Here is a 12,462-nt window from a genome sequence, read left to right as displayed (position 1 = left end):
CAGGGCCCGCTGCCTCTTGGCCGTCACGCGCCGCCCGATTTCGCGCTCCCGGCTCCCGCGCAAATGCGCGCCGCCCCGCCGCCGCGCCTGGCCGCCCCGGCGCACTCCCCGGGTCCGCCGGGCTCTCTCCCCGCAGCCGGGTCGTTTTGGCCGATTGCTTGGCGGCTGACGCTGGCTCGCGCAGGCTTGGCTGGACATGGCCCGTGCACAGCCGCCTCGGCCGCCGCCGCCTCGCGCGCGGAGCGCCTTCTGGGACCATTTCTCGGCGCGGATCGATCCGTTCACCAGCGCCGTCCTCGTGTTCCCGCTGTTGCTCGTCTATCAGCTCGGGATCCTCGGCTCCGGCGGTCTCGGGCTCAACGGCGTCGATTTCGTCACCAAGTCGCTGATCGAGCTGTGCGCCCGCGACCTCGGCAACTACATGGCCGCGCTCGGGGCGGGGCTGCTCGGCTACGCCGCGATCCTCGTCATCCTGCGCAGCTACGGCCGCTTCAGTCCCCAGCGGTTCGTGCCGATGCTGGTCGAGTCGGGCTTCTACGCCTCGACCATGGGCACCCTCATCCTGCTCGTGATCCACCGCTTCGCCGAGCTCGTGCCCGGCCTGGCGATCCAGGCCCGCACCAGCGTCGCCGACATCGCCGTCATCTCCGCCGGCGCCGGCCTGCACGAGGAGCTCATCTTCCGCGTGATCGGCATGGGCGGCATCGGCTTTCTGTTGTCGGGCCTGACCGGCCGGCGGCGGGCCTGGCTCGGCGCCCTCGTGCTGTCGTCGCTGATCTTCAGCCTCGCGCACCACGTCGGCCCCGCGGGCGAGCCCTTCACCTACGCCGCCTTCGTCTACCGCACCCTCGCCGGCCTGTTCTTCGCCCTCATCTATCAGCTGCGCGGCTTCGCCGTGGCCGCCTGGACCCACGCGCTCTACGACGTCTACGTGCTCAGCCTGCACGGCTGAGTGGCGCTGTCACTTCTTGCTGGTCGGCAGGAAGATCGAGTCCGTCGATTTCTTCGCCGGCAGATCGGGCTTGGGGTCGGCCTTCGCCGCCCCGGTCTTGGTCGCCGGCTTGGCCTCGCCGGCCTTTGGCTTCGGCTTCGGCTTCGGCTTCGGCTCCTCGAGCTCCACGACCTCGGCCAGCTTCGGCCCCGCCTGCACGCGGGCCATCCCGGCCCGCGCGTCGACGTTGCCGCCGTCGAGCACCAGCACGTCGCGGTACGCCTTCTCGGCCGCGCCGCGGTCGCCCGCCTGCTCGAACTGCCGCGCCACCTGCAGGCCGATGAGCACCGCGATCTTGCGCTCCTGCGCCGACGCCCGGCTCTCGCCTCCCGGCAGCGCGTGCAGCTGATCGCGGACCGCCTCGAGCTGCTCGCGCGCCCTGCCGAAATCACCGTCGAGGATCCGCGCGTCGACCTGATCGAGGCGCGCCGCCACCCGCGACGGATCGATCTTGTCGGTGACCGCGCTCGGCGCGTCCCCTGCCCCGCCGCCCCGAATCACGATCACCACCGCCAGGGCTGCCAGCACCGCCGCTGCGATAGCGATCCAGCGCGTCGCCGAGCTGGGCGACTGCGTCGGCATCGCCGCGGTGATCGAAGGACCCTCGCCGTCGAGCGTCAGGTCGGCCCCGCTGACGCTGCGGGTCACCACCGCCGACTGTCGCCGCTTGCGGGACATCGGCCGCATCGACCCTGACGGCAGCTCGCGCCCGGCCGTGCTCATCGCCGGCGACAGCTCCGGCGTCATCGCCAGCGTCGACGCCGTCGCGCTCGGATCGCCGCCCTCTGCCAGCGGCAGGCGGAACAGCTGCGCCGGCACGCAGGCGACCAGCGCCTCGGTCAGCACGTTGGCGTCGAGCGGGCGCGTCTCTGGGTCCTTGGCGATGCAGCGATCGATCAGCTGCGCCAGCGCGGACGGCACCTCGCTGCCGGGCGGCAGCTTGTCCGCCAGCGGCGGCGGCAGCTCGTGGACCTGCTTGTAGAGCAGCGCCGAGTTGTTGTCGGCCACGAACGGCAGCGCGCCCGCCAGCATGCGGTAGAACAGCAGGCCGCACGCGTACACGTCGACGCGCTCGTCGAGCGGCTCGCCGCGGACCTGCTCCGGCGCCATGTAGTTGGCCGTGCCGAGCACCTGCTCCGACGTGATGTCGCGTTCGCCCTCGACCAGCTTGGCCATGCCGAAGTCGAGCAGCTTGACGAAGTTGGCCCGACCCTTGCGGGTGATGAGCATGATGTTGGCAGGCTTGATGTCGCGGTGCATCAGCCCGCGTCCGTGCGCGTAGCCGAGAGCCTTCAGGATCTGCGCCGCGATCGGCACGAACTCCGCCAGCGGCAGGTGGCCCCTGCGGTTCAGGTACGTCAGCAGCGGCTCGCCCGACAGGTACTCCATGACCAGGAACGGCGCCCCGTTCTCGTGCCCGTGATCCAGGACCTCGACGATGTTGGGGTGCTGGATCGCCCCGAGGCGCTCGACCTCGCGATCGAAGCGGGCGCTCGCTTCTTCTTCGCCGGCCAGGTGCCCTGCGAGGAACTTGATCACGACCTCGCGCTGCTTCTCGAGGTCGCGTGCCAGATAGAGCACCCCGACGCCGCCGCGAGCGATCAGGCGATCGATCTCATACTTGCCCCCGATCCGCGCCCTGGGGGCCGGATCGAGGGAATGGCGGAAGCGACTGGGTTCCACGGAAGCCTCAGCTTCCGACTATAGCGCGACCGCGGGAGCGACGGCGCCCACTACGGTAGATCCACCCACATGCCCTCCGTGCTCGGCGGGGGCGCCAGCACGTACATGCGCTTGGGGTCCAGCACCCCGAAGCCGGGCATGCCCATGTCCTCGTCGATCCCCCAACCGAGCAGGTTCACGCGCACCTCGCCGGTCGCGAGGTCGAAGTCGAGCGCACCGCTGACGCCCTTGAGGTCCACTGTCCCCCCGGTCACGAGGATGTCGCGGGCCTTCTTGATGAAGGTGAGCGACAGGCCCATCACCTCGCCGAAGCTGACCGCGGTGCCCTCTTCCTTGTCGACCAGCTTGGCGATCGCAGCGGCGACGCCCTTGCCGGTCACGGTTTCGCCTTCGGGCACGCCGGCCATCGCCAACATCATCACCATCGCGCCGTCGTAGCTGAGCGACGCGGCCGTGATCGGGGCCTGGTCGTTGAAGCGGATCTTGTAGCGGATGTTGAAGTTGTTGAAGTTCGCCTCATCGAAGATGATCGGCGCGACCCCCTCGGTGATCTGCAGCAGCGCCGGCTTGAGCGGCCCCGGGGCGGCGGCGATGAGGTCGGGCAAGGCCGCGACGACCCCGTGCGACACGACGAAGCGCGGTAGCGGCGGATCGGGGTTCTCGGCCGACCACGCGTTCATGAAGCCGAGGATGATGCGGGTGGCCTCGGTCGTGCCGATGATGCCGATCGTGTCCGGGTGATCGCCGGGGCTGCCCCACGCGTTGGCGATCACCGTGCCATACTGCTGCAGCAGCTGGGCCTCGGTCAGGCCGACCGGGTTCGGGTACACGTGCGACGTGACCTCGATGGCCGGGTTGTCGAGCTCCAGCCGGTCGACCGCGTCCTCGTGCATCGAGGTGCCGTAAGCGTCGTCTTTGTAGAGCAGCGCGACCTTCTCCGGCTTCGGCGTCAGCTGCGGGATGCGATCGGCGAACGCGTTGGCCTGATAGACGTCGCTCGGGATGGTGCGCCACACCAGGCCGTCGTCGTCGAGCCCCGTGATCTCCTTGGCCGACGCCGTCGGCGAGATCAGCAGCGTCCCGCTGGCCTTGGCCTGCTCGGCCAGGTGCAGCACCAGCTCGCTGAAGATCGGCCCGACCACCACCGGCGCGCCGATGGTCTCGCCGAGGTGCGTCAGCGCGGCCGTCGCCTTCGCGCCGGAGCCCGCGTCGTCGCAGCCGATCCACGCGATCTTGAACTCGCCGGGCAGGTCGGTGTTGGCGTTGAAGTCCTCGACCGCCAGCTGGACCGCGTTCTGCAGCGGCAGCACCAGCGCGTCGAACGGCGGCGAGGTCGCCATGATCGAGCCGATGAACACGACCTTGTCGGTCGGCTGTTCGTCCGGCCAGTGGAACGTCTGGCACTCGGCCGTCAGCGCCGACACGCACACGCCCGTCTTGCCGCACACGTGATCGCCGCCGAGGGCCGCCACGCACTCGCCGTGGCTCGTGCAGGCCAGCTGCCCGCCGGTCGTCGTCGTCTCGGTGTCGGTCTCGCTGTCGGTCGTCGTGACCGTCTCGGTGGTGCTCGTGCCCGTGATCGGATCGGTCTCGGTCCCTGTCGTGGTCGTGATCGGCGGCTCGGTGGTCGAGGTAGTGGGCAGCGACGTCGTCGGGCCGGGGCCCGGATCGCCGGTGGTGGTCCCGCTCTCGCCCGGCACGCACTTGTTGCCCGCGCCGCACACGTAGCCGTTGCCCGCGCCGGCGCAGTCCTCGTCGAGCTTGCAGTCGGCGAACTCGGTCAGCGCCGTACATGCCCCAAAGACCAGGCCGCACGAGAGCCCGGCGAGCCCCAGCGACAACGAGCGAAGCGATAACGGCGCGGTGAACACGGGCGACCTCCAGGACAAGCGAAGCGAGTACTCAGAAGCGGGCGACCAGGCCGGTGCCGGTGGGCAGGACGCGGCGCTCGGCCACGTTTTTCGACTTGCCCTTGCTGACGCCGACGCCCAGCAGGATCGCCCCCGTCAGCGCGACCACGGCGCCGCCGATGAGGAGCACGTCGGTGGCGACGGCCAGGCGCTGCCCGCCCTGCACGAGGTCCTGGCGAGCCGCCCAGTCGTGGGTGGTGTCGAGCTGGTTCTGCTTGCTCAGCGTCAGCCCGCCGAGGACCGCGCCGACGATCAGCGCCCCGCCGCCGGCCCCGAGCAGGCCGGCGCCGGTGAGCTTCATGGTCCGCCACTTCGGGTCGGGCGGGGCCGGCCGGGGCGGCTCGGGCGCGGGCTTCGGGCCCTCGACCACCGGCTCCGGCGTCGCCGCCACCGGCGCCGGTTTGGCGGCCGGGTCGGTCTCCTGCAGGATGCCCTTGAGCACCCGCAGCCGCTGCAGCGCCAGGTCGCGCGCCTCGATCTCGACCCCCGGCTCCTTGACGAAGCGCTGGTAGTAGTCGACCGCCGAGCGGATGTCGCCCTTCTCCTCGTACACGCGGCCGATGTTGAACAGGTAGTTCGGCACCCGGTCGATCGCGTACGCCTCCTCGAACAGGCGCACCGCCGCGTCGTAGTCGCGGGCCTGGAAGCGCTCGATCGCCTGCGCGCTCAGGTCGGCGGCCGACGGCTGGTTCGCCGCCTGCTCGCTGGGACCTGTCGCAAAGGACATGGCCGCAAGGACCTGTCCCTGAGTTCCGGGGGCGACCCCGAAGACCAGCGACGCCGCCAGCGCCGCGGCGACCCCACGTTGCGAACCTCTACGGTCTCGCGCGCGACCTCGCATCACTTGTTGCCTCCGACAGGTAGGAAGATACCGCCGTCGTCCTTCTTCGCGACCGGCAAGAACGGATCCTTGGCCGGCGCCGGCGCGGGCTGTTTCGCCCCCGCGGGCTCGGGCGCCGGTTCGACGGGCGCCGGCGTGCCCGCGGGCTCCGGACGACCGCCAGGCTTCACCGCGCCCGGGCGGGCCTTGCCGGCGCCGGGCCTGGGTTGCCCGCTCGGCTCGGCCTCGGGCTCGGGCGCCGGCGGATCGACGGCGACGGTGAGGCGGGCGATCGAGGCCTTGGCCTCGGCGTGGCTGGCCTCGATGGCGAGGATGTCGCGATAGGCGCTGATGGCCGCCGGGAGGTTGCCCTCCTTCTCGAGCCGATGCGCCAGCCCGAGCGTGCTGGCGACCGCGATCCGGGTCAGGCTCGTCTCCGCCCGCCGCCTGAGCACCGGGTACGGCTCGAGGTCGCGGGCCATGCCGTCGAGGTGGCGGCGGGCCTTGTCGAACTCGCCGCCGAGGATCTCGCGCTCGACCTGATCGAGCTGGGCGGCCAGGCGCTTCTCGTCGGTCACGCCGGTGCCGACCGCCGGGGTCGTGCTGCCGCCGCCGTTCCACAGCGCCGCCGTGGCGATGCCGCCGAGCAGCACCGCCAGGACCGCGCCGCCGATCAGCGCCCAGGTGCGCGTGCCCCGGTCGGGCTCCGGCGCGATCATCGTGGTGGAGAAGCCGCCGCTCGCCTGCGACGGCGGGATCGTCGGCATCACCACCGGCCGCATGCGGCCGGTGCCGCGGGTCCGATACGGCGCGGTGCGCAGCAGGTCGGAGGTCGGCGTGGCGACCATGCTGCCGGTCGCGTGCGAAGTCGCGGCCACGCCCTCGGCGACGGGCAGGTGGAACATCGAAGCCGGGCACGAATCGATGATCGCCTCGACCATCTCGTTGGCGTCGGCCGGCCGCTCGTCGACCTGCTTGGCCAGGCAGCGGTGGACCATGGCGATCAGATCGTCGGGCACGCCGTGGTTCGGCGGCAGGACGTCGCCCAGCAGCGGCGGGGCCTGATGCACGTGCTTGTAGAGCAGCGCCGCGTTGCCCTCGCCCTCGAACGGCAAGCGCCCCGCGAGCATGGAGTAGAACAGGATCCCGAGCGCGTAGACGTCGACCCGCACGTCGAGCGTCTCGCCGCGGATCTGCTCCGGCGAGATGTAGTTGGCGGTGCCGACGATCTGCTCGGCCGTCACCTCGCGCTCGCCCTCGACCAACTTGGCCATGCCGAAGTCGAGGATCTTGACGTAGTTGGCGCGGCCCTTGCGGACCATCAACATGATGTTGCTCGGCTTGAGGTCGCGGTGCATGAGCCCGCGCGAGTGGGCGTAGCCGATGCCCTTCAAGATCTGGGCGGCGATCGGCACGAACTCCTCGACCGTCAGCCGACCCTTGCGCGCGAGGTAGTCGCTCAGCAGCTCGCCCGCGAGGTACTCCATCACCAGATAAGCGACGCCGTTCTCGTGGCCGCAGTCGTGCAGCGTGACGATGTTGGCGTGCTGCAGCTCGCCGAGCCGCTGGCCCTCGCGCTCGAAGCGGCCGACGGCCTCGGCGTTGTCGATCCAGTTGGGCGCGAGCACCTTGACGACGACGTCCCTCTCGCCGCCCTCGAGCGACATCTGCCGCGCCAGGTAGACGAGACCCATGCCGCCCCGCGCGAGCAATCGGGTGATGTGGTACTTGCCGGCGATGGTCGCCCCGATGAGAGGATCGACCGGTTCTCGGTTGGCGCGAGGCTGTCGCCGGGTCGTCATAAAGCGCTTGTCACGGCGCTGGAGCGGCGCCGCAGCTATCCGGACTCACTATATCCGCGCGACCCCTCGCTGTCGCGTCACAGTTCCGATCGGCGGACGTCTCCAGATTCGCGCCCCGCGCAGTCCGCGCCGAAGACACCTGGATGACAGGCAGGCAAGGCCCCGCGGCCGAACTAATCACAAGTGGCGCCATTGCTCAGACAGTCCTGAAAGTTGCAGCGACAGCGGACCTGACCGCCGCGCGGCAGGTCGGTGGTCCAGCCGTCCTTGAGACAGTCTTGAAAGTTGCAGCGCGTGGTCGCGGTCCCGAGGCCGGGGATGTCGGTGCTCCAGCCGTCCTTGGGGCAATTGTTGAAGCTGCAGCGGGTGCTCGCGCTCTGGCCGTCGGGCAGGTCGGTGCGCCAGCCGTCCTTGAAGCAGTCGCCGAAGCTGCAGGTCGTGCGGGCGCTCTTGCCACCAGGAAAGTCGGCGACCCAACCTTCCTTGAGGCAGTTGCCGAAGTTGCAGCGGACCTTCACGTCGCCCTCGGGCGTGTTCACGGTCCAGCCGTCCTTGGCGCAGTTGCCGAAGTTGCAGCGCCCGGCGGCGAACACGGCGGCCGCGACGTAGCTCTCGCCGCGCGACGCCTGGGCCGCCTCTTCCTTGGCCCGCGCGGCCTCCTCCTCGGCGCGCCGGGCCTCCTCCTCGCGCGCGCGCCGGAGCTCGGCCTCTTCGTGTTTGCGATAGGCGACCAGATCCTTCTGCACGCCGGACCACTTCAGGCGAGCGGCCTCGCCGCCGGCGCGCTTGAGACAGTCACCGGTGAAGCCGATCACGGCCTGCGCCGGGACCTTCGGCCGCAGGACCGGACACGCGCGCACGAACGCAGCGTCGGCCTCCGGTCCGCGCAGCGAGTCGAGCGCGCGCAGCAGCTCGAAGCTCGGCGCCTTCTGCATGGCCGCATCGACGTAGCCGGCCGCCTCGCGCGACAGCACCGCGAGGTCGACCTTGCCGCTGGCGGCCGCTTGCGAACCATCGAGCGCGCGGACCTTGTCGACGAACGCGATCGCGGCGGCCGGGTCCGCGGTCCCGGAGGACGCCCCGGCGCGCGCCGCGTCGAGCTCGGCGAGCAGCGCCTGCTCCTTCCGCTCGGCCTCGGCCGCCGCCTCCTGCTGCCGCTGCTCCTCCTTCTGCTGCTCGGCCGCGGCGGCCCGCTCGCGCGCCGCCGCTTGCTCCTGAGTCTCGGGCTGCTGCTGCGGCTTGGCGCCGAACAGCGCGCCGAACTGAGCACAGGCGACGAGAGAAGAGCACGACAGGAGGAGGACGACCGCGAGGCGACGCATGCGGCCCGCACGGTACGCGAGAGACCCTCAGGACGTAAAGCGGACTTCGCGCGCGCCCGCGAGCCGCCGCTACGGCCGACGTGGCGCGATCCCGCGGTCCCGACCGCGACCCCACCTGATGTTCACGCTGTTCTGCGAGCGCGACGCGGTCGGCGAGGCCACCCATCGCGACGAACCCCGGGAGTCCCGGGGTCCGTGCTTCACGTCGAGCGTGGAGTGTCGCGGCCGCGTTCACCGGCCGCCGCCACGCCTCACTGCGGCGCGACCCCGCAGTCGTCGACCTCGTTGGGCACGCAACCCTCGCAGTCCCACGACCAGTTGTCGAGGAGCGCGGTGGTGTCGAAGTCCGAGTCGCCCATGTCGAAGATGGCGAAGGTCAGCGAGAAAGTCTCGCCCGGCTTCACGCCGCCGGTCGCCTTGTACCAGCCGGTCGCGCCGCCGTCGTTGATGTGGCCGGTGCCCTGCAGGTGCGGATCGGACCCGGAACAATTCGGGTCGAAGAAGTCGCACTCGCCCTGGAAATCGATCGGCCACAGCGCGGTCACCGTGAGCGGCTGCCCGTTGATGAAGGTGACGTTGCCGGTGTAGTCCTCCGACGACTGCCAGACGACGAAGATGTCGTTGTACTGGGTGCCGACGTACTCGGGGAACTCGGCCGAGAAGTAGGCGAAGTCGAAGGTGTAGCCGTTGGCGTCGGCGATCTGGCCGCTGGCGATCGCCGGGGCGGTCACCTCGAAGCCGAACCACATCTTGTCCTCGGCGTTGCCGCCGCCGAGGGCCCACTGCGCCGAGATGGTGTTCGAGCAGTCGTTGGTGCCGTCACAGTTGGTGAAGCCCATCGGGTCGGGGCTGCCGTTGACCGCGGTCATCGGCGGGGGCATCGAGTTCGAGTCCCACTGGCCGCCGATCGCGACGTCGTTGTACACGTCGCCGTCCTGCACGATCACCGCGCCCTGCCCGTTCGGCTGCGGCAGCAGGCCCGAGCTGATGAGCAGGACCTTGTCGCCCTCGCGCGAACCCCAGAACGGCGCGTTGGTGTTCGGGTCGATATAGGTGCCGTACGACTTGGCGACCTGCCACGAGCGGAAGTTGCCCTGCGCCGGCGCGGCCTGGAAGGTCGCGTTGGCGACCGTGACCGCGTTCTGGTTGTTGGTCCACTGCCCGCCGAGCGAGGTGCAGTTGAGGCCGAGCGCGTGCAGGGCCTCGTTGGAGTCGGCGTCGCACGGCAGGTGCATCTGCGCCAGCGGGCACTCGTCGCCGCCGGTCTCGTTGCCGGTGGTGGTGCTCTCGACGCCGGTGGTGTCGGTGGTCGTGGTGGTGTCGACGGGGTCGGTCGTGCTCGTCGTGGTGCCCGGATCGGTCGTGGTGCCGGGGTCCGTCGTCGTGCCAGGATCCGTCGTGCTCGTGCCGCCTTCGGTCGTCTCGTCCGTCGTCGAGACGCTGGTGGTCTCGCCCTCGGAGTCGGAGTTGGACTCGGAGCCGGCGGTGGTCGACGTCGGGTTGTTGGTTTCGCTGTTGGAATTCGAGCCCGGCGAGGTCGTGGCCGTGCCGTCGGTCGAATCGCCCGAGGTCGAGGTGTTGCCGGCGGAAGCGGTGATGCCGCTGTCGACACTGTCGCCGCAAGCCGCGCCGAGCAGGGCCAGGAGGCCGAGTCCCGTCACACGCCAATCACTGTTCATCGTCATCATCGGATCCTTACGCGAGAGAAAAGTCAGGACCTTGAGGGGTCGTCTTCGCTTCTATCAGAGACCCGCGCGCCACGGCTAGCGCGTTTCCACACGCGAGCCGCGACGTGGATTCGTCGTCATGTGGACATGCACCGTGCAGCGATATGTCCGAAAGGACATCTGTCTGCACTCGTCCGCAGGCAACGATTCGCCGACCACTCGCTCCAGATGCGAGCCGAAAAGCGCCTGCTCGTCGGCGTTCGTGATCCCCTCGCGCCACGCGTGAAAGCCAGTGAACGCGAGGATGTCGACCCACGACCGATCGCGGCAGCAGCCCGCTCGAGCGAGCCGTGACTGCGGTTCAACAGCACCCCGGCGCGCGGCCCGGCCGCACCAGCCTCAGGCGTTCGCAGTTGGCGTTCGACCGCGATTTTTCATGTCGTGCTCGCAAGCTTCGCAGCGCGACCCGGATTGCCTCCAGCAAATCGCACGTCGAGCGTGTTGACAGGGACAGTTCCGGAGAGCGACGGGAGACACCGGTGCCCCGAACGGCGCAAGCGACAGCGCGACCGCCTCGCCGCCCTTCATGCGTAGCGACTCGAGCACTTCGCTGCGCGCTGCTCGATCAGCCCCGCCCACGACACCGAGGTCCGTTGCTACTCGATCAACGTCGCCACCCGTCTCTCGCCGACCGCTGCTGCGCCAGGGCGAGCAGGCCGCGTCCATCGCTCACGGTAACACGCCCTCGGCTCGGCTGACGCGTGCACCAGGCCCGCCAGCGCCGCTCGACGAGGTTGCTGCGGCCACGCGGGGCTCGACAAGGTGCGGACCGGCGTGGCAAGACGAGGTGGCCAGGGCCTCCGGCGCGCATGACCGCTCTCCGTCCCCGCCTCCGCGATCGCCTGTGCGTCGCCGCCTTCATCCTCCTGTGGATCGGGCCGACCGCCTACCACGGTCTGTGGCGGGCCAAGCTGCCCGGTGAGCCGGCGCTGCTGCACGACTGGCACGACATCGCCTGTCTGTTCCCCAACCGGCCCACGGTCTGGAACATCTACTTCGTCGAAGTTCGCCGGTCCGGTCGCCCCGAGTGGGAGCAGCTCGACGAGACCCTCGATTTCGCCATGGAGCCGTTCGGTCATCGCACGCGGATGCACCGCTTCCTCGTCGCCTGGGGCGTCCAGCGCGACGCCGGCCGGCGCGAGGTCGCCGACTACCTCGTCGCCAGCGATCGCGGGAGGCACCCCGAATTGGCGCCGATCGTCGGCCTGCGCTTCGTCTGGACCGGCTTCGTCCCGCGCCCCGACGACGTCGCCCAGGGCGCCTGGCGCCGGCCGCCGCTCGCCCAGGTGCCTCGCCACGAGCGGCGGATCCTGTCCGTCCACGACTACCCGGAGCGTCCGCGATGAGCCTCGTCGCCCGCGCGCGCGAGGGCTGGCAGCGGTTCTGGTACGAGCCCGTCGACCCGATCCAGCTCGACGCTTTCCGCCAGGCCTTCACCTACACCCTGGTCTTCTACACCTTCGCCTGGGCCCAGCACGCCGGCGAGTGGCTCACTGCCGTCGGCTACCACCCCACGCCCGCCGTCGACGCTTACTACGCGCCGCACGTCCCGCTGCTCACCCGCGCCACGCTCGGCCCGTTCTTCGCCGTCTACTTCGGCGCCATGTTGGCCATCATCTTCGGCTGGGCCCGCCGCGCCGCCACGTGGCTCGTCATCGCCGGCCTGCTCTACGTCTCGCTGGCCGACCCGATCAGCGCCTTCACGATCAACCGCCTCTACATCTTCGGCTTTCTGATCCTGGCCCTCGCGCCAGGTCCTTCGGGACAGGGCCCCGAGGCCAGGATCGCCGCCTGGCCGATCCGCGTCCTCCAGGTCTCGCTCCTGATCCACTACGTCGCCTCCGGCCTGTGCAAGGCGCTGCGGGGCGACTGGCTCGCCTACGACGACGTGCTGTGGGTCCAGGTCCAGGGCGTCTACTGCACCGAGGCGGCCGCGTGGCTGCTGCGCGTCCTCCCCGCCGGCGTGTGGACGCTTCTGCAACACGCCGCTCTCGGCTTCGAGCTGCTCGCGCCGCTGCTGCTCCTGCCACGACGTCTGCGACCGCTCGGCTTCCTGCTCGGCATCGGCCTCCACCTCGTGGTCGCCGTCACCATGTACCAGCTGATTTATTTCAGCCTACAGATGATCAGCCTCTACCTCGTGTTCGTCAGCCCCACGCTGTTGCGCCGGCTGCTGGCGCGACTGTCCTGAAGGACAGCTCGGCCTC

9 protein-coding genes are annotated in these 12,462 nt (G+C 70.3%); 3 read left to right on the top strand and 6 right to left on the bottom strand.

Annotated features, from left to right (window positions below; all coding sequences use genetic code 11):
- Positions 1 to 196 precede the first annotated feature (196 nt).
- Positions 197 to 952 (top strand): CPBP family intramembrane glutamic endopeptidase, encoded by a 756-nt coding sequence (locus POL25_RS23310; protein ID WP_272088348.1) that lies wholly within the window; start codon positions 197 to 199, stop codon positions 950 to 952.
- A gap of 9 nt (positions 953 to 961) precedes the next feature.
- Here the strand turns inward: POL25_RS23310 and POL25_RS23305 are convergent, their stop codons facing one another.
- The 6 genes from POL25_RS23305 to POL25_RS23280 form a co-directional block, all read right to left on the bottom strand.
- A complete protein-coding gene (locus POL25_RS23305) occupies positions 962 to 2,674 on the bottom strand; it encodes a serine/threonine protein kinase (RefSeq protein ID WP_272088347.1) in 1,713 nt (570 codons plus the stop codon).
- A gap of 50 nt (positions 2,675 to 2,724) precedes the next feature.
- Positions 2,725 to 4,515, bottom strand: a complete 1,791-nt coding sequence (locus POL25_RS23300) for an ABC transporter substrate-binding protein (protein ID WP_272088346.1) — start codon at positions 4,513 to 4,515, stop codon at positions 2,725 to 2,727.
- Positions 4,516 to 4,576: 61 nt separating this feature from the next.
- Positions 4,577 to 5,311, bottom strand: a complete 735-nt coding sequence (locus POL25_RS23295; protein WP_272088345.1) for a tetratricopeptide repeat protein — start codon at positions 5,309 to 5,311, stop codon at positions 4,577 to 4,579.
- A gap of 113 nt (positions 5,312 to 5,424) precedes the next feature.
- Positions 5,425 to 7,206: a serine/threonine-protein kinase gene (locus tag POL25_RS23290; RefSeq protein ID WP_272088344.1), complete on the bottom strand. Its 1,782-nt coding sequence runs from the start codon at positions 7,204 to 7,206 to the stop codon at positions 5,425 to 5,427.
- A 173-nt stretch (positions 7,207 to 7,379) separates the two neighbouring features.
- Entirely contained in the window at positions 7,380 to 8,528 is a 1,149-nt protein-coding gene (locus tag POL25_RS23285; protein WP_272088343.1) for a hypothetical protein, read from the bottom strand.
- Between the two features lie 251 nt (positions 8,529 to 8,779).
- A complete protein-coding gene (locus POL25_RS23280; protein ID WP_272088342.1) occupies positions 8,780 to 10,207 on the bottom strand; it encodes a choice-of-anchor L domain-containing protein in 1,428 nt (475 codons plus the stop codon).
- Positions 10,208 to 11,064: 857 nt separating this feature from the next.
- On the opposite strand from POL25_RS23280, the gene POL25_RS23275 reads away from it, so the two are divergent.
- Both POL25_RS23275 and POL25_RS23270 read left to right on the top strand, forming a co-directional pair.
- The gene (locus POL25_RS23275; RefSeq protein WP_272088341.1) at positions 11,065 to 11,601 is read left to right on the top strand and encodes a hypothetical protein; all 537 of its coding nucleotides are present in this window, start codon (positions 11,065 to 11,067) and stop codon (positions 11,599 to 11,601) included.
- Positions 11,598 to 12,446: an HTTM domain-containing protein gene (locus tag POL25_RS23270; RefSeq protein WP_272088340.1), complete on the top strand. Its 849-nt coding sequence runs from the start codon at positions 11,598 to 11,600 to the stop codon at positions 12,444 to 12,446. Before POL25_RS23275 ends, POL25_RS23270 begins: the two co-directional genes overlap by 4 nt.
- Positions 12,447 to 12,462: the final 16 nt, after the last annotated feature.

This window comes from Nannocystis bainbridge (genome assembly GCF_028368995.1).
GTDB lineage: Bacteria > Myxococcota_A > Polyangia > Nannocystales > Nannocystaceae > Nannocystis > Nannocystis bainbridge.
This window is presented reverse-complemented; position numbering and strand designations above follow the sequence as displayed.

Coding starts and splice junctions, on each gene's coding strand:
- POL25_RS23310 (WP_272088348.1), top strand. CDS start 197: ATGGCCCGTGCACAGCCGCCTCGGCCGCCGCCGCCTCGCGCGCGGAGC.
- POL25_RS23295 (WP_272088345.1), bottom strand. CDS start 5,311: ATGTCCTTTGCGACAGGTCCCAGCGAGCAGGCGGCGAACCAGCCGTCG.
- POL25_RS23290 (WP_272088344.1), bottom strand. CDS start 7,206: ATGACGACCCGGCGACAGCCTCGCGCCAACCGAGAACCGGTCGATCCT.
- POL25_RS23285 (WP_272088343.1), bottom strand. CDS start 8,528: ATGCGTCGCCTCGCGGTCGTCCTCCTCCTGTCGTGCTCTTCTCTCGTC.
- POL25_RS23280 (WP_272088342.1), bottom strand. CDS start 10,207: ATGAACAGTGATTGGCGTGTGACGGGACTCGGCCTCCTGGCCCTGCTC.
- POL25_RS23275 (WP_272088341.1), top strand. CDS start 11,065: ATGACCGCTCTCCGTCCCCGCCTCCGCGATCGCCTGTGCGTCGCCGCC.
- POL25_RS23270 (WP_272088340.1), top strand. CDS start 11,598: ATGAGCCTCGTCGCCCGCGCGCGCGAGGGCTGGCAGCGGTTCTGGTAC.